This window comes from Cupriavidus sp. 01L43 (genome assembly GCF_056399925.1).
The window spans coordinates 94,082-110,645 of the sequence record NZ_JBFTSH010000010.1; the positions used below are offsets into that span (position 1 = coordinate 94,082).

The following is a 16,564-nucleotide window of genomic DNA, read 5'->3' on the forward strand; positions in this document are numbered from 1 at the left end:
CGCGACGCCTGACAATCAAACCGGCGATAAATGTATCGAGACCATTACATGACATTACAATGGCAAAAGAAATGCGAGTCATTCGCATTATCATTTCCCATCAGTAGAGATATCTTGCAATGTCTGTATGCGCCCGGCGCCGCGTTCGCGGCTCGCACGCCTTCCGCCTGACCACCTTTGCCTTGAGCATGCAAGCCGCCAGCGTCACGCTGGCCCAGGAGCAGGCACCTGCTCCCGCCCACCAGGAGTTGCCGACGATCACCGTCCGAGGCAGCAGTCTCCCCGAATCGCCGACCGGCCCGGTACACGGCTTCGTGGCGAAACAAGCCGTGACCGCCACCAAGACCGACACGCCGATCATGGAAACGCCGCAGTCGATCACCGTCATCACGCGTGACCGGATCGAACTCACGGGCGCCCAGTCGGTGGCGCAGGCGGCGGGCTACACGGCCGGCGTCTCGGCGGCGGGGTTCGGCACGGACAACCGCACGGATTCGATCAAGATCCGTGGCACCGATTCCACGCAGTACCTCGACGGGCTGCTCAATGCCGTCGGGTTCTATAACAACACGCGCCCGGATCCATACGCCCTGGAGCGCATCGAGATCCTGAAAGGGCCGTCCGGCATGCTGTACGGCCAGGGCTCGGTGGGCGGCGTGGTCAATCTCGTGTCGAAGCGTCCGCAGGCCGAGGCCGCGCGTGAAATCGGCGTGAGTTTCGGTAATTTCAACCGCAAGCAGATCCAGGCCGACTTCACGGGGCCGATCGATGCCGACGGCAAGTGGCTCTACCGCTTCGTGGCCCTGGCGCGCGACAGCGATGCCTCGGTGGACTACGTCAAGGACAACCGCTACTACATCGCCCCCTCGCTGACCTATCGGCCGACGTCCGACACCAGCTTTACCTTGCTGGCCAACTTCCAGAAGGACGATACGGGCTCGATGATCGGCTTCTTCCCGTGGCGCGGCACCCAGATCGAGAACCCGGCCGGCCAGATCCCGCAGAGCTTCTTCATCAGCGAGCCCGGCTTCGACAAGTACACGGCCCAGCAGCACGCCGTGGGCTACCAGTTCGAGCACAAGTTCAACGATACCTTCACGGTGCGCCAGAACCTGCGCTATTCGCACAGCACGGTCGACTACCGCAGCATCTACACGGCCGGCTACACCGGCGCCACGCATGGATGGGTGCCCGGCAGCGACACGATGCTGCGCCGCACCATCTACCTGAACCAGCCGACGCTGAACCAGCTGGCCGTCGACACACAGGTGCAGTCGAAGTTCGGCACCGGCCCCGTGCGCCACACGCTGCTGTCCGGCTTTGACTACCAGAACAACGAGATCACGGGCCGCACCGGCGTGGGCGGCTTTGCCGCGCCGATCAACGTGTTCAACCCGGTCTATGGCAACTACCAGGCGCCCACTTCCACGCGCGACCTGGCCCCGGCCAAGCAGATCCAGACCGGCGCCTACCTGCAGGACCAGATCGAATGGAACAAGTGGCTGCTGATGCTGGGCCTGCGCTACGACTGGTCGCGCGCGGCGCAGGACAACACGCCGGCGGGCTCGCGTGACGACAACGAGCTGACCAAGCGCTTCGGCCTGATGTACCGCTCGGACTTCGGCCTCAACCCCTACGTCAGCTATGCGGAATCGTTTCAGGGCCAGGCCGGCTTCAATGTGGACGGGGGCGCGTTCAAGCCGCTGCGCGGCAAGCAGTGGGAAGTGGGCGTCAAGTACCAGCCGCCCGGCAAGAACATGACGCTGACCGCCTCGCTGTTCGATATGCGCGAAGAAAACCGCAAGGTGGCCGGCGTGGTCAACGGCCTGCCCGGCACGGTGCAGGTGGGCGAGGCGCGCACGCGCGGGGCGGAACTGGAGGCGCTGGTGTCGCTGGGCCGGCTGGACCTGATCGCCACGTACACCTACCTGGACGCCAAGGTCATCGAAGGCACGGCCGCCGAGCAGGGCCAGCGGCTGGCGAGCATCCCGGCGAACATGGCGTCGCTGTGGGCCAACTACCGCTTCAGCCTGTTCGACATGCCGGGCTTTGTGGCCGGGGCGGGTGTGCGCTACAGCGGTCCGTCCTATGACGGCACTGGCAACAACCGCGTGGGCGGCTTCACGCTGTTCGATGCCGTGCTCGCCTACGATCACGGCCCGATCCGCGTGTCGCTGAACATGAACAACCTGTTCAACAAGCAGTACGTCAACACCTGTATCGCACGCGGTGATTGCTTCTTCGGCACGCAGCGCACGATCATCGGCAATGTGACCTACCGCTTCTGATCGCCCAATCAGGAATGCGAACGCCGGCTTGCCCAAGGGTAGCCGGCGTTTTTTTTGACCCTCGTCAGACAATTCCCAGGATCGACCAGAACTGTCTTAGTCTGCTGTGACAATGCGTCTCACCATCCACCCCGGAGTGACACATGCCGTATTACGCAGGGTTGAAACAGATCGAGGACGCGGAGATCCGCAAGCGGACCATCGACGGGCTGAAACGCCTGCGGCCCGCGCTGGCCGGCGCCATTCCCGCGCGCACCGCCACCCGCACGCTGCTGCTGGCCACCTGGAATATCCGCGAGTTCGACTCGGGCAAGTACGGCTACCGGGACGACGAGCCGTATTACTACATAGCCGAAATCCTGAGCCGCTTCGACCTGATCGCGATCCAGGAGGTGCGCAGCGGGCTCTATCCGCTCCAGCGGCTGCAACGGATATTGGGTAGCTGGTGGGATTTCCTCGTGACGGACGTGACGCTGGGCACCTCGGGCAACGCCGAGCGCATGGCCTACCTGTACGACCGGCGCAAGGTCTCGTTCACCGGGCTGGCCGCCGAGCTGGTGCTGGCGAAGGAAAAGGGCGCGCCCGAGGAGCCGGTGCAGATGGCGCGCTCGCCTTATATCGCGGGCTTCCGCGCCGGCTGGGCCTACCTGACGCTGGCGACGGTCCACATCTACTATGGCAAGAGCGTGGCCGTGGACCCGCGCCGGCTGGCCGAGATCACGGCGTTCGCCCGCACGCTGGCCAAAAACGCGGGAAAGCTCTCCAGCGCCCCGCAATACGCGCCCGGCACGCCGCCGGAGGCGGATAACCTGATCGTGCTGGGCGACTTCAACATCTTCAACCGCAACGACGTGACCATGGAGGCCATGACCCGGGCCGGATTCGCGGTGCCGGACGCCCTGCAGGCCGTGCCGGGCTCCAACGTCGACAAGAACAAGCATTACGACCAGATTGCCTACCTCAGCAAGCTGGCGCACCTGGCGCCCACCGGCCAGGCCGGCGTGTTCGATTTCTACGAGCACGTCTACCGGCTCGAGGACGAGCCCGCCTATGCGCGGCAGCGGGCCGCCAAGCCGGGGCGCGGCTTCAAGGAGTGGCGCACCTACCGGATGAGCGACCATCTGCCGATGTGGGTCGAATTCGGCATCGACGATGGCGACGCCTATCTCGACGGGCTGCTGGCGTAGCCGCACGGGCCGCCCGGGCCGCCCGGGGTGCCCGGGGTGCCCGGGGTGCCCGGGGTGCCTTCAGCAAGCCGGGCCGATTCGATCTATCCTCCGGTCTGCAGCACAGACGGCGGCACCGCCGCGCACCCCCACGACACCGCACCCAAGGAGCCCAAATGGCCCTCTCGATGTATGACGTTTCGATCCCGGCGTTCATCCGCGCGCTGAACAACCTGTCGGCGATTCTTGAAAAAGGCGCCGCCCACGCCAAGGCGCAGGGGATCGATGAATCCGAGCTGATTCAGACGCGTCTGATTGCCGACATGGACGCGCTGCCCGCCCAGGTGCAGCGCGCCAGCGATGCCGCCAAGGGCTGCGCCGCCCGGCTGGCCGGGATCGAGATTCCGTCCTATGCCGATACGGAGGCGACGTTCCCCGAGTTGCAGGAGCGCATCGCCAAGACCATCGGCTTCCTGAAGTCGATCCGTCCCGAACAGCTGGAAGGCAGCGAGACGCGCACCGTGGAACTCAAGCTCCGCAACGGCCCGGTCACCTTCGACGGCAAGAGCTACCTGCTGGGCTTTGCGCTGCCGAACTTCTACTTCCACGTGACCACCGCCTACGACCTGCTGCGCCACAAGGGCGTGCAGATCGGCAAGCTGGACTACCTCGGCGCGCGGTAAGCCGCCGTTAATCCCATTGCGGCGCGAAGCCGGGGTTGGCCAGYCGCTCGCCCCGGTCCAGCGCGGCAATCTCGGCCATCTCGCCCGCCGTCAGCGTGATCCGCGCCGCGCCAAGATTGCTCTCAAGGTTGGCGCGCCGGGTGGACGACGGAATCACCGCATAGCCCTGTTGCATCAGCCACGCCAGCGCCACCTGCGCCGGCGTGGCGTCACGCACGGCGGCAATCCGCCGTAGCACCGCATCCTCCATCACCTTGCCGTAGGCCAGCGGCATGTAGGCCGTCAGATGGATCCCCTGTTCGCGCATGAACGCCGCCACCTTGCGGTTCTGCAGGAAGGGATGCAGTTCGATCTGGTTCGTGGCGATGGCCGGCGCGCCAACGGCGTCGATGGCCTGCTTCAGATGCCCGATCGTGAAATTCGACACGCCAATCGCGCGCGTCAGCCCGGCGGCCTGGGCCTGCGCCAGCGCCTCCATATACTCGGCCACCGGTAGCGCGTCGCCCGGTGACGGCCAGTGGATCAGCGTCAGATCGACCCGATCGAGCTTCAGTTTCTCAAGACTCGTCTCAAGGCTGGCGCGCAGGGCGTCGCGGCCCAGGTGCTCGGTCCAGATCTTGGTCGTCACGAACAGGTCGTCGCGCGGCACGCCGCTGGCGGCAATCGCGCGGCCCACTTCGGCCTCGTTGCCGTAGATCTGGGCCGTGTCGATGTGGCGATAACCCACCTCCAGCCCCATCGTCACGGAATCGATGACCTGCTGGTCCTTGAGTCGGAAGGTGCCAAGGCCAAGTTGCGGAATCTGCATGAATTTCTCCGACGAAAGGAAGGTTGGCGAACAATCAGTGAGACATCGCCCCGGCCGGCACATTGCCCGCACGGTGATCGATGCCGGCGGCGCGGTCCAGCCGGCCACTCCATTCGGTCAGGCCCAGCGCCACGAGCACCACCAGCGCGCCGATCCACGGCGTATGCATCAGCCCCAGATGCTGGACGATCAGCCCGCCCGCCCACGCCGCCCCGGCAATGCCGAGATTGAACGCGGCGATATTGAGGCCGGACGCCACGTCCACGGCCTGCGGCGTATGGCGCTCCGCCTGCTTCACCACGTACACCTGCAGGCCCGGCACATTGCCGAAGGCGACCGCGCCCCAGGCCAGCACGGTGGCCACCACCAGCCAGCGGTGCGGCGCGGTGAAGGTCAGCACGAACAGCACGGCGGCGAGTAGGAGAAATACGATGCGCAGCGCCGGGATCGGGCCATGCCGGTCGGCCAGACGGCCGCCCCAGATATTGCCCACCGCCACGGAGACGCCATACACCAGCATCACCAGGCCCACGGCGCCGGCGCTGAAGCCCGAGACGTCCTGCAGGATCGGGGCGAGGAAAGTGAACGGAATGAACGAACCGCCGTAGCCGATGGCCGTCTTCGCGTAGACCAGCAGCAGCCGCGGCTCGGCCAGCACCCGCGCCTGCTGCAGCAGCGAGGCAGGCGGCGAATGGCGGATCTGCGAGGGCACGAACAGCAGGCTGCCGATAAAGGCGACCACGCCGAGGCCGGACACGGCCAGGAAGGTCTCGCGCCAGCCAAAGTGCTGGCCGATGAAGGTACCGAGCGGCACGCCGGTCACCAGCGCCACGGTCAGCCCGGTAAACATGATGGCGATGGCGCTCGCGGCACGCTCCTTCGGCACCAGGCCGGTGGCGATGGTCGAGCCGATCGAGAAGAACACGCCATGCGCAAGGCCGGTGAGGATGCGCGCCATGATCAGCGATTCATAGCTCGGCGCCTTCCACGCGAGCAGGTTGCCGGCCGTGAACAGCGCCATCAGCGAGAGCAGCAGCAGCTTGCGCGGCAGGCGGCCGGTGAGGGCGGTCAGCACCGGCGCGCCCACGGCCACGCCCAGCGCGTACAGGCTCACCAACAGGCCGGCGGAGGGTACCGAGATATGCAAATCCGCCGCGATGGTCGGAATCAGGCCGACGATGACGAATTCCGTCGTCCCGATGGCAAAGGCGCTGATCGTCAGCGCGAGCAAGGCAATAGGCATGTCGAACATCCTCAAGCAGGGTTTTTTCGATGGACGCAGTGTGCCGCGTGCTTTCTTGCAGAAAAACCCCGTGATCAGCCAAAGATATTTGACTAAAATTCAAGGATGAAGCTAACGCTCGAAGAATTGCTCGCCTTTGCGACCGTGGTGGACAGCGGCTCGATCACCGCCGCCGCGGAGCAACTCGACCAGACCGTCTCCGGGGTCAGCCGGGCGCTGTCCCGGCTGGAGGAGAAGCTGGAAACCACGCTGCTGCGCCGGACCACGCGGCGGCTGGAACTGACCGAGGAGGGCGCGGCGATGCTCGCCCACGCGCGCCAGATCCTGGCGGCGGCAGATCTGGCCGAGGAGCAGATGGCGGTGCGGCGCCAGCGGCCGGCAGGGCGGCTGCGGGTGAACGCGGCGTCCCCGTTCATGCTCCACGTGGTGGTGCCGCTGGTCGGCGCCTTCCGCGCAGCCTACCCGGAAATCGAACTCGAACTGAACACGAACGATCAGATCATCGATCTGCTCGAACATCGCACCGATGTAGCGATCCGTATCGGCACGCTGCGCGATTCCACGCTGCACGCGCGGCCGTTGGGCAGCAACCGCATCCGCGTGCTGGCCAGTCCGGACTACCTGAAGGCGCGTGGCACCCCGGCCGTCGTGGACGAGCTTGCCGATCACACCTTGCTTGGCTTTACCCAGCCGGAGTCGCTGAATCGCTGGCCGCTGCGCGGGGAAAATGGTGCGGAAGTGGAGATTCGTCCACAAATCTCGGCATCGAGCGGCGAGACCCTGCGGCAACTGGCATTAGCCGGGCAGGGCATCGTCAGTCTGGCCGATTTCATGACCGATGCGGACCGGCGCGCGGGCCGGCTGGTGCAGGTGCTGGAGGCCAGCACGATCGAGGTCCGGCAGCCGATCCACGCCGTTTATTACCTCAACACGCAGCTTTCGGCGCGTATCGCCGTGTTCCTGGACTTCCTGCAGGAACGGCTGGCGCCGTAGGCGGGGCGGGGTGTGTCCTAGCGAAAACCCTAGTCCCTTGCTATACTAATGGGTTGCTCGTCGCTACCCCACACAATGACTTACGCCGTCAAGGAAATCTTCTACACGCTGCAGGGCGAAGGCGCCAACGCCGGCCGCGCCGCGGTGTTCTGCCGTTTCTCGGGTTGCAACCTGTGGACCGGCCGCGAAGAAGACCGGGCGCGCGCAGTCTGCCAGTTCTGTGACACCGATTTCGTCGGCACGGACGGCACGCGCGGCGGCAAGTACAAGACCGCCGAGGAACTGGCGGCCGTGGTGGCCTCCGAATGGCCCCAGGGTCCGGGCAGCGCCGGCGGCAAGCCGCTCGTGGTCTGCACCGGCGGCGAGCCGCTGCTCCAGCTGGACGCGCCGCTGATCGACGCGCTGCACGCGCAGGGCTTCGAGATCGCCATCGAGACCAACGGCACGCTGCCCGTGCCGGACGGCATCGACTGGGTCTGCGTGAGCCCCAAGATGGGCGCGGAACTCGTGGTCACGCGCGGCGACGAACTCAAGGTCGTCATCCCGCAGGACGGCCAGGACTTCGCAGCATATGAACAACTGGATTTCCGCTATTTCATGGTGCAGGCCATGGATGGCCCGCTGGCCCGGCAAAATACGGCCGCGGCGGTGGAATTCTGCCAGCGCCACCCGCGCTGGCGCCTGTCGCTGCAGACCCACAAGCTGCTGGGCATTCGCTGATCCATGACCAAACAAGTCTCCATCACCCGTCGCCTGGAGTTCGATTCCGGCCACCGTATTCCCAGCCATGGCGGCCAGTGCCGCAACATCCATGGCCATCGCTATCGCCTGGACCTGACCCTGTCGGGCGAAGTCCTGCACAAGGAAGGCGCCTCCGACGACGGCATGATCCTCGACTTCGGCGACATCAAGACGCTCGCCAACGAGCATCTGGTGTCGAAGTGGGATCACGCCTTCCTGATCTATCGGGGCGACACGGCGCTGCTGAACTTCCTCCAGTCGATGGACAACCACAAGACCGTGGTACTCGAGTCCATTCCCACGGTGGAGAACCTTGCCCAGGTGGCGTTCGACATCCTCGCGCCTGTGTTCAAGGACTGCTTCGGCCACCATCTGCAACTGACCCGCCTCGTGCTGTTCGAAACGCCGAACTGCTGGGCCGAAGTCAGCGCGCCGGTGCGCCTGCCTGCCCAGGACTGATCCGGGCCGATGTCCGATCCGCTGCCCCAGACCTTCCCCGATCCGGACGCGCGCGACCGCTTCTACATGAGCGCCGCGCTGGAAGAGGCGCGTCTGGCCGAGGCAGCGGGCGAGGTGCCGGTGGGTGCCGTGGTGGTCTGGAACGACAAGATCATCGCGCGCGGCCACAACCTGCCGATCCGCTCGATGGACCCGTCCGCCCACGCCGAAATGCAGGCACTGCGCGCCGCCGCCCAAGTGCTCGGCAACTACCGCATGCCCGAGTGCGAGCTATATGTGACGTTGGAGCCCTGCGCGATGTGCTCGGGCGCCATTCTCCATGCCCGCCTGCGCCATGTGGTCTTCGGCGCGACCGACCCCAAGACCGGCGCGGCCGGCAGCGTGGTGGACCTGTTCGCGCAGGCCACGCTCAACCACCAGACCACGGTGGCCCGGGGCGTGATGGCCGAGGAATGCGGCCAGATGCTGCGTGATTTCTTTGGCGCGCGGCGCCGTGCGCAGAAGTCGGCACGCGTTAAAATCGCGGCTCCAGATTCCGGCGAAGAGAATTCAGGTTCATGAGCGAATCGATCGAAGTCCGTCTGATTGCATCCTCCGGTTATCCGCATGATGTGGCGATTGCGGCACGCGGCTGCGCCTGGCTCAAGCACCACGGCTATCACGTGGGCAATCCCGATGTGCTGGCGCGCCGCTACCAGCGCTTTGGGGGGACGGACGCCGAACGGCTGGCCGACCTGCACGCCATCGGCACCGGCGCCCAGCGTGAACTGACGCTGGCCGTGCGCGGCGGCTACGGGCTCGGGCGGCTGCTCGGCAAGATCGATTTCGCGCGGATTGCCGACCAGGCGCACGCCAGCGGCACGCCCATCGTCGGACATAGCGATTTCACGGGGTTTCAATTGGCCTACCTCGCCGCCACCGGGGGCGTGACGTTTGCCGGCCCGATGCTGCTGGCCGACTTCGGCGCCGAGCCGGTGGACGCGTACATGTGGCAGCACTTCGAGGCCATCCTGCGCGACCCGGCCTACACGGTGACGGTGGAGGCCCCACAGGCGCTGGGCCGGCCCGTGGCCGTGGACGGCACGCTCTGGGGCGGCAACCTCGCCATGCTCTGCAGCCTGCTCGGCACCCCGTACATGCCGAAGATCGATGGCGGCATTCTGTTCATCGAGGACATCAACGAGCCGCCGTACCGCATCGAACGGATGCTGCTGCAACTGGCGCAGGCCGGCGTGCTGGCGCGCCAGCAGGCGCTGGTGCTGGGCGATTTCTCCAATTACCGCACCACGGACTACGACAACGGCTACGACATGGACGCCGTGTTCGACTACGTGCGTGCCGAAGTCGGCATTCCGGTGCTGACCGGCCTGCCGTTCGGCCACTGCCCACGCAAGCTGACGCTGCCGGTGGGTGCCCAGGCCCGGCTGACCGCCCAGGCGGACGGCTTCACGCTGGCCCTGTCCGGCTACCCGACGCTGTAACGGCGTCACACCAGACGTCACATCCCGCCGCGGCTCCGGCAATCGCCCGAGCAATCCCCGCTCGCGGCCCGCGAGTGGTAAAATCTCGGGTTATTTCCGCATTTTTGCCAGGTCGGACGCGCTGATGGGCAGGTCTTCCACGCGATCCCCAAGCCTTGGCAAGCCCGGGCCGGCCCGGGCGGCGCAGGCGCCCCGCGCAGCCTCCCTCTACGCACCCATACGCATTCAAAGGTTCCAGACGTGCTTTCTACCGCAAACATTACCATGCAGTTCGGCCCCAAGCCGCTGTTCGAGAACATCACGGTCAAGTTCGGCGAAGGCAACCGCTACGGCCTGATCGGCGCGAACGGCTGCGGCAAGTCCACCTTCATGAAGATTCTCGGCAGCGACCTGGAGCCCTCGTCGGGCCAGGTCATGCTGGAGCCGGGCGTGCGCCTGGGCAAGCTGCGCCAGGACCAGTTCGGCTATGAAGACAACCGCGTGCTGGACGTGGTGATGATGGGCCATACCGAGATGTGGGCTGCCGCGACCGAGCGCGACGCTATCTACGCCAATCCGGAAGCCACTGACGAGGACTACATGAAGGCGGCCGAGCTGGAAGCCCGCTATGCCGAGTTCGACGGCTACACCGCCGAGGCGCGCGCCGGCGAGCTGCTGCTGGGCGTGGGCATTCCCACCGACCAGCACCAGGGCGCGATGAGCGACATCGCTCCCGGCTGGAAGCTGCGTGTGCTGCTGGCGCAGGCGCTGTTCTCGAACCCGGACGTGCTGCTGCTCGACGAACCGACCAATAACCTGGACATCAACACGATCCGCTGGCTGGAAGATGTGCTCAACGAGCGCAATTCCACGATGATCATCATCTCCCACGATCGACATTTCCTGAATTCGGTGTGCACGCACATGGCCGACATGGACTACGGCACGCTGAAGGTCTACCCGGGCAACTACGACGACTATATGGAAGCGTCGATGCAGGCCCGCGAGCGCCAGGTGGCCGCCAACGCGCGCGCCAAGGAGCGCATCACGGAACTGCAGGACTTCGTGCGCCGCTTCTCGGCCAACAAGTCCAAGGCCCGCCAGGCCACGTCGCGCGCGAAGCAGATCGACAAGATCAAGGTGGAAGACATCAAGCCGTCGTCGCGCCAGAACCCGTTCGTCCGCTTCGAGTTCGAAAAGAAGCTGCATAACCTGGCGGTCGAGGTGGAGGGCATCACCAAGACCTACGACCGCAAGATCATCAACAACCTGACGCTGGCGATCCAGGCCGGCGAGCGCGTGGCGATCATCGGTGAAAACGGCGCCGGCAAGACCACGCTGCTGCGCAGCCTGCTGAACAATATCGTCCAGACTGGCGTGCAGCGCGGCGTGGAAGTGGATCGCGGCGAGGTGAAGTGGGCCGAGAACGCCAACGTCGGCTACATGCCGCAGGACACCTACGAAGAATTCCCGGTGGACCGCGACGTGATGGACTGGATGAGCCAGTGGACGCAGGCCGGCGACGACGACCAGTCGCTGCGCGGCACGCTGGGCCGGCTGCTGTTCTCGGCCGACGACATCAAGAAGAACGTCAAGGTGCTGTCCGGTGGCGAGAAGGGCCGCATGATCTGGGGCAAGCTGATGCTGGGCCGCCACAACGTGCTGGCCATGGACGAGCCGACCAACCACATGGACATGGAGTCGATCGAGTCGCTGCAGATCGCCCTGGACAAGTTCACCGGGACCCTGATCTTTGTGTCGCACGACCGCGAACTGATCAACGGCCTGGCCACGCGTGTGATCGAAGTCCGCACGGACGGCAAGATCACCGACTACCTCGGCACGTACGACGAGTACCTGGAGTCGCAGGGTATCGCGGCTTAAGCAGGGAACGCCCCTCTCCTCTGGGGAGGGGCGATGGTTTTACCTGGCGGCCGCCCCCTGCGCCGCCAGCATCGCATCCAGCTGATCAAGAATCGCCCGCGCGGTGATCTCGCCCTTGGCCTTCTGCAAGGCCGCGCCCAGTGCGTCGCGCAACTCGGCCAGTTCGGCCACCGTTCCCGCCTTTTCCACCTTCACCTGCAGGACGTAGCCGCGCAATCCCAGATGATTGCCGATCACATCGGTATAGAAGTGATAGAGCTGCTTGTAGCTGTCCGCGCCGCCTACTGTCACCGGCATAGGTGCGATGGCGGTATCGGCCAGCACGTCATCCAGTCCCTTGCTAAGTGCTGAATACGCCGCAAACAGGTTGGTGTCCGGCGGGCCGGAGCGGGCCGGGCGCTGTGGGGTGGTGCTCGCCGGCGCGGCGAGGGGTTTGGCGGCCTCCGAGGTTTCTGCGACCACCAGCCCCAGTTCCACCAGCGTATCCAGCGCTTCCTCCCCGACCCCCATCCCGCCCACCTGCGCCAGCAGCGCCGATTTGGGGCGTTCGCCATTCACGATAAGCAGCAGCGCGCGCAGCTTGTGATCGAGCTTGCGGGCACGCGTGCGGATCTCCTCCTGACCTGCCTCCGTCTTCTGAAAGACCGGATCGACCATGTCTCGCTCCTCTTTTCTTTGTTTTCGATCGGCGTCATGCGCCCGGAATCAAACAAAATCCGAGTTGGCATTCCGCTCTACAATGTGAGGCACCCTAAAAGTAACAAAAAATTGCAACCGCCGATTCACCTATTGAGAACTGTGGCCATGCAACAACGAGACAAACTTTTCATCAACGGCAAGTGGATTCAGCCCCATGGCAGCGGGCTGATCGATGTGGTTCATTCCGCCACCGAGGCGGTCATGGGCAAGATTCCCGAGGGCGACGCCCGGGACGCCGAGGACGCCATCGCCGCCGCGCGGGCCGCCTTCGACGGCTGGTCCAACACCCCGCCGGCCGTGCGTGCCGGCTACATCCGCAAGATCGCCGAGGGGCTCAAGGACCGTACCGAGGAACTGGCGCAGCTGATCGCCGGCGAAGTGGGCATGCCGATCAAGCTGGCGCGGGCCATCCAGGTGGGTGGGCCGGTCTATAACTGGGGCCAGGCCGCCTCGCTGCTGGAGCAATTCCAGTTCGAGGAGCAGGTCGGCAATTCGCTGGTGGTGCGCGAGCCCGTGGGCGTAGTGGCCGCCATCACGCCATGGAATTACCCGCTGAACCAGATCACGCTGAAGGTGGCGCCGGCGCTGGCCGCCGGCTGCACGGTGGTGCTCAAGCCGTCCGAGGTGGCGCCGCTGAACGCCTTCGTGCTGGCCGAGGTGATCGAGGCCGCCGGCCTGCCGCCGGGCGTGTTCAACCTCGTCACCGGCTATGGCCCGATCGTGGGCGAAGTGCTGGCGAGCCACCCCGAAGTGGACATGGTGTCGTTCACCGGCAGCACGCGGGCCGGCAAGCGCGTGTCCGAGCTGGCCGCGCAGTCGGTCAAGCGCGTGGCGCTGGAGCTGGGCGGCAAGTCCGCCTCGGTGATCCTGGACGACGCGGACCTGCCGCAGGCCGTCAAGGGCACCATCAGCGCCTGCTTCCTGAACTCGGGCCAGACCTGCTCGGCCCATACCCGCATGCTGGTGCCGCGCGCCCGTTATGACGAGGTCAAGGCCATCGCCGCGAAGGTGGTGGAGAACTTCACGCTTGGCGACCCGCTGGTGGAGACCACGCGCCTCGGCCCGCTGATCTCGGCCGTGCAGAAGGAGCGCGTGACGGGCTATATCCGCCGCGGACTGGAGGAGGGCGCCGAGCTGTTGGCTGGCGGCCCCGAGGCCCCCGAGGGGCTCGACAAGGGCTTTTTCGTCAAGCCGACGGTGCTCGGGAATGTCGATCCGAAGGCGACCGTGGCGCAGGAAGAGATCTTCGGCCCGGTGCTGACCGTGATCTGCTATGACACCGAGGACGATGCCGTGCGCATCGCCAATGACAGCGTCTACGGGCTGGGTGGCGGGGTCTGGTCCGGCGACGAGGCCCGCGCGATCCGCGTGGCGCGCCGCATCCGCACCGGGCAGGTGGACATCAACGGCGGTCCGTTCAACATGAACGCGCCGTTCGGCGGCTTCAAGCAGTCCGGCAACGGGCGCGAGGCTGGCAAGTACGGACTCGAGGAATTCCTCGAATACAAGTCGCTGCAGCTGAAGAAGCCCGCCTGACGGGCGCTTCCTGGCGTTGCATCGCATGCCCGGCACGTCCGGGCATTTTTTTCTGGCGCCGGAATCTGCGATGCTTCGGTCTTTGATCGATCCCAATCGACCTGAATCGATCTGAAATTTTCGGAGGAATACGATGCGCTGGTGGAAACGGCTCGGCGGCTGGCTGCTTTCGCTCCTGTTGCTGCTGGCGACGGGTGCGGTGGGCGGCTATGCCTGGTATCGCCAGGCCTCGCAGCCGGACACGGCCGGCACGCTGATCCTGCCCGGCCTGCACGACCGCGTGGTCGTGGTGCGGGACCGCAACGCCGTGCCGCACATCCAGGCCGCCCACGCGCTGGACGCCTATTACGCGCTCGGCTACGTCCACGCGCAGGACCGGCTCTGGCAGATGCAGATGAACAAGCGCGTGGTGGCCGGCCGGCTGGCGGAGATCCTCGGCCCTGGCGCGCTGGACACCGACCGCTTCCTGCGCACGCTCGGGGTGCGGCGAAACGCCGAGGCCATCCTCGCCCAGACTTCCCCCGAGACCCGCGCGGCGCTGCAAGCCTATGCCGATGGCGTGAACGCGTTCATCGATACGCGCAAGTCCGCGCTCCCCCCCGAGTTCCTGATCCTCGGCACCAAGCCCGAGCGCTGGGAGCCCGTCGACACGCTCGGCTGGCAGACCATGATGGCGTGGGACCTGGGCGGCAACTGGACGCAGGAGGTCCTGCGCATGGGACTGGCCCAGCAACTGCCGACGGCGCGCATCGCCGAGATCCTCGCGCCGTATCCGGGCGATGTGCCGCTGCGCACGATGGACTACGCGGCCTTCTATCGCCAACTCGCGCCCGTGGCCACAGCCATGGCGAGCGTGGTGGAGCGGGCGCCGGCGGGTTATGTGGAGGGCATGGGATCGAACAACTGGGTGGTCTCGGGCGCCCACACGGTCAGCGGCAAGCCCTTGCTGGCCAATGACCCGCACCTGGGCTTGCAGGCGCCGTCGCTCTGGTACTTCGCCCAGATGCAGGCGCCGGGGCTCGACGTAACGGGCGCCACGCTGCCCGGCATTCCGCTGGTCGTGCTCGGCCACAACGCGCGCATCGCCTGGGGCTTCACCAATACCGCGCCGGACGTGCAGGACCTCTATATAGAACGGATCGATCCCGCGCACCCCACCCGCTACCAGACGCCGGACGGCTGGGCGGAGTTCGAGACCCGCACCGAGACCATCCGCGTGAAGGGCGCCCCGGACGTGAACCTGACCGTCCGGGCCACGCGCCACGGCCCGGTGCTATCCGATGTGGCCGAGCCGCTGACCATCGCCGCCAAGCCGCTGGGCGCGCAGTACGTGGTGGCGTTTCAGTGGACCGCGCTACGCCCGGACGACAAGACCTTCGAAGGCGGCCTGAAGCTGGCCGGCGCGCGCGACTGGAACACCTTCCTGGCGGCGCTGCGGGACCTCCACGCGCCGCAGCAGAACATCGTCTATGCCGATGTGGACGGGAATATCGGCTATATCGCGCCGGGCCGGGTGCCGCTGCGCCGCGCGGACAACGACCTGAAGGGCCTCGCGCCGGCGCCGGGCTGGGATGCGCGCTACGACTGGACCGGCTTCGTGCCGTTCGACGCGCTGCCGCGCCGCTTCAACCCGCCGGACGGCATGATCGTGACGGCTAACCAGAAGATCGTGGCCGACGACTACCCGTACTTCATCACCAGCGAGTGGACGGTGCCGTACCGCCACGACCGCATCCGGGCGCTGCTGGAGGCCACCCCGCGCCATACGCCGGACACCTTCGCGGCCATCCAGAAGGACGTGCTCTCGCTGGCCGTGCGCGACGCCTTGCCGTTGCTGCTGGCCGCCCCGGTGGCCAGCGACGCCAAGCGCCCGGACCGCGAGCGGGCCCTGTTCGAGGCCCTGCGCAAGTGGGACGCCACCATGGCGGCGGACCGCGCCGAGCCGCTGGTCGCCACCGCGTGGCTGCGCGAGCTGTCGCGGCTGCTGTTCGAGGACAAGCTCGACGAAACCCAGTTCAACCGGCTCTGGGACCAGCGCAACGTGCAGTTACCGATGCTCAACGCGCTGCGCGCTCCGAACGGCGCCGGCGCGTTCTGGTGCGACAACACTCGTACGCCGACGCGCGAGACCTGCGCGGAGACCATCGGCCTGGCCTGGCAGCGCGCCATCGCCGACCTGGACACCCGCTATGGCAGCAATCCGGAAAAATGGCGCTGGGGCCGGGCCCATACCGCGCGCGCCGAGCACAAGCCATTCGGCAAGGTTTCGTACTTGTCAGGGTTCTTCAACGTGCGCGTGCCGACCGGCGGTGATACGTATACGGTGGATGTTGGCCGTCATAGCCTGCGCGACGAGGCCGCGCCGTTCGAGAGCGTGCACGCGGCCAGCCTGCGCGCGATTTACGACCTTTCAGATTTGTCCCATTCCCGCTTCATGACCTCGACGGGACAATCGGGCAATGCCTTGTCTCCGCACTACCGCGACTGGACCGAGCGCTGGGCGGCAGTACAGTTCATTACGATTGGCGCGCCACGCCGGAATCCCGGCGGCGACGCGTTCGACACACTCGTGCTCCGGCCCGCCGGCGCACCCTAAGCCTCAGG

At 66.2% G+C, this 16,564-nt stretch carries 14 protein-coding genes; 11 read left to right on the forward strand and 3 right to left on the reverse strand.

Features of this window, described 5'->3' with window-relative positions; translation table 11 throughout:
- The first annotated feature begins 119 nt into the window (after positions 1-119).
- The 3 genes from AC1DP9_RS17600 (at position 120) to AC1DP9_RS17610 (ending at position 4,137) form a co-directional block, all read left to right on the forward strand.
- Positions 120-2,288 carry a TonB-dependent siderophore receptor gene (locus tag AC1DP9_RS17600; RefSeq protein ID WP_477108045.1) on the forward strand — a complete coding sequence of 723 codons (2,169 nt, stop codon included), beginning with the start codon at positions 120-122 and terminating at the stop codon, positions 2,286-2,288.
- A gap of 143 nt (positions 2,289-2,431) precedes the next feature.
- Positions 2,432-3,475 carry an endonuclease/exonuclease/phosphatase family protein gene (locus AC1DP9_RS17605; RefSeq protein ID WP_092297693.1) on the forward strand — a complete coding sequence of 348 codons (1,044 nt, stop codon included), beginning with the start codon at positions 2,432-2,434 and terminating at the stop codon, positions 3,473-3,475.
- A gap of 155 nt (positions 3,476-3,630) precedes the next feature.
- A complete protein-coding gene (locus AC1DP9_RS17610; protein WP_092297696.1) occupies positions 3,631-4,137 on the forward strand; it encodes a DUF1993 domain-containing protein in 507 nt (168 codons plus the stop codon).
- Positions 4,138-4,144: 7 nt separating this feature from the next.
- Here AC1DP9_RS17610 and dkgB read toward each other — a convergent pair whose 3' ends face one another.
- Together dkgB and AC1DP9_RS17620 are read right to left on the reverse strand one after the other, a co-directional pair.
- Complete coding sequence (dkgB, locus tag AC1DP9_RS17615) at positions 4,145-4,945, reverse strand: 2,5-didehydrogluconate reductase DkgB (protein WP_477108046.1); 801 nt, start codon at positions 4,943-4,945, stop codon at positions 4,145-4,147.
- 34 nt (positions 4,946-4,979) lie between these two features.
- Positions 4,980-6,188, reverse strand: a complete 1,209-nt coding sequence (locus AC1DP9_RS17620; RefSeq protein WP_092297947.1) for an MFS transporter — start codon at positions 6,186-6,188, stop codon at positions 4,980-4,982.
- Positions 6,189-6,293: 105 nt separating this feature from the next.
- Between AC1DP9_RS17620 and AC1DP9_RS17625 the strand changes: the two genes are divergently transcribed.
- The 6 genes from AC1DP9_RS17625 to AC1DP9_RS17650 all read left to right on the forward strand — a co-directional run bounded on the left by AC1DP9_RS17625 (position 6,294) and on the right by AC1DP9_RS17650 (position 11,725).
- The gene (locus tag AC1DP9_RS17625) at positions 6,294-7,181 is read left to right on the forward strand and encodes a LysR substrate-binding domain-containing protein (protein ID WP_092297701.1); all 888 of its coding nucleotides are present in this window, start codon (positions 6,294-6,296) and stop codon (positions 7,179-7,181) included.
- Between the two features lie 75 nt (positions 7,182-7,256).
- Positions 7,257-7,901, forward strand: a complete 645-nt coding sequence (queE, locus tag AC1DP9_RS17630; RefSeq protein ID WP_441590825.1) for a 7-carboxy-7-deazaguanine synthase — start codon at positions 7,257-7,259, stop codon at positions 7,899-7,901.
- A 3-nt stretch (positions 7,902-7,904) separates the two neighbouring features.
- The gene (locus AC1DP9_RS17635; RefSeq protein ID WP_092297707.1) at positions 7,905-8,381 is read left to right on the forward strand and encodes a 6-pyruvoyl trahydropterin synthase family protein; all 477 of its coding nucleotides are present in this window, start codon (positions 7,905-7,907) and stop codon (positions 8,379-8,381) included.
- Between the two features lie 9 nt (positions 8,382-8,390).
- Positions 8,391-8,942: a tRNA adenosine(34) deaminase TadA gene (tadA, locus tag AC1DP9_RS17640; protein WP_092297710.1), complete on the forward strand. Its 552-nt coding sequence runs from the start codon at positions 8,391-8,393 to the stop codon at positions 8,940-8,942.
- Entirely contained in the window at positions 8,939-9,862 is a 924-nt protein-coding gene (gene ldcA, locus AC1DP9_RS17645; RefSeq protein WP_092297713.1) for a muramoyltetrapeptide carboxypeptidase, read from the forward strand. The genes tadA and ldcA overlap by 4 nt, the downstream gene beginning before the upstream one ends.
- A 240-nt stretch (positions 9,863-10,102) precedes the next feature.
- Positions 10,103-11,725 (forward strand): ABC-F family ATPase, encoded by a 1,623-nt coding sequence (locus tag AC1DP9_RS17650; protein WP_092297716.1) that lies wholly within the window; start codon positions 10,103-10,105, stop codon positions 11,723-11,725.
- Between the two features lie 39 nt (positions 11,726-11,764).
- Here the strand turns inward: AC1DP9_RS17650 and AC1DP9_RS17655 are convergent, their stop codons facing one another.
- Entirely contained in the window at positions 11,765-12,382 is a 618-nt protein-coding gene (locus AC1DP9_RS17655) for a hypothetical protein (RefSeq protein ID WP_441590830.1), read from the reverse strand.
- A gap of 147 nt (positions 12,383-12,529) precedes the next feature.
- Between AC1DP9_RS17655 and AC1DP9_RS17660 the strand changes: the two genes are divergently transcribed.
- Positions 12,530-13,960 carry an aldehyde dehydrogenase family protein gene (locus tag AC1DP9_RS17660; RefSeq protein WP_477108047.1) on the forward strand — a complete coding sequence of 477 codons (1,431 nt, stop codon included), beginning with the start codon at positions 12,530-12,532 and terminating at the stop codon, positions 13,958-13,960.
- A 133-nt stretch (positions 13,961-14,093) separates the two neighbouring features.
- Entirely contained in the window at positions 14,094-16,556 is a 2,463-nt protein-coding gene (locus AC1DP9_RS17665) for a penicillin acylase family protein (protein WP_477108048.1), read from the forward strand.
- The last annotated feature ends 8 nt before the right edge of the window (positions 16,557-16,564 follow it).

Coding starts and splice junctions, on each gene's coding strand:
- AC1DP9_RS17600 (WP_477108045.1), top strand. CDS start 120: ATGTCTGTATGCGCCCGGCGCCGCGTTCGCGGCTCGCACGCCTTCCGC.
- AC1DP9_RS17655 (WP_441590830.1), bottom strand. CDS start 12,382: ATGGTCGATCCGGTCTTTCAGAAGACGGAGGCAGGTCAGGAGGAGATC.
- ldcA (WP_092297713.1), top strand. CDS start 8,939: ATGAGCGAATCGATCGAAGTCCGTCTGATTGCATCCTCCGGTTATCCG.
- queE (WP_441590825.1), top strand. CDS start 7,257: ATGACTTACGCCGTCAAGGAAATCTTCTACACGCTGCAGGGCGAAGGC.
- AC1DP9_RS17625 (WP_092297701.1), top strand. CDS start 6,294: ATGAAGCTAACGCTCGAAGAATTGCTCGCCTTTGCGACCGTGGTGGAC.
- AC1DP9_RS17605 (WP_092297693.1), top strand. CDS start 2,432: ATGCCGTATTACGCAGGGTTGAAACAGATCGAGGACGCGGAGATCCGC.
- AC1DP9_RS17620 (WP_092297947.1), bottom strand. CDS start 6,188: ATGCCTATTGCCTTGCTCGCGCTGACGATCAGCGCCTTTGCCATCGGG.
- AC1DP9_RS17660 (WP_477108047.1), top strand. CDS start 12,530: ATGCAACAACGAGACAAACTTTTCATCAACGGCAAGTGGATTCAGCCC.
- AC1DP9_RS17610 (WP_092297696.1), top strand. CDS start 3,631: ATGGCCCTCTCGATGTATGACGTTTCGATCCCGGCGTTCATCCGCGCG.
- AC1DP9_RS17635 (WP_092297707.1), top strand. CDS start 7,905: ATGACCAAACAAGTCTCCATCACCCGTCGCCTGGAGTTCGATTCCGGC.
- AC1DP9_RS17665 (WP_477108048.1), top strand. CDS start 14,094: ATGCGCTGGTGGAAACGGCTCGGCGGCTGGCTGCTTTCGCTCCTGTTG.
- tadA (WP_092297710.1), top strand. CDS start 8,391: ATGTCCGATCCGCTGCCCCAGACCTTCCCCGATCCGGACGCGCGCGAC.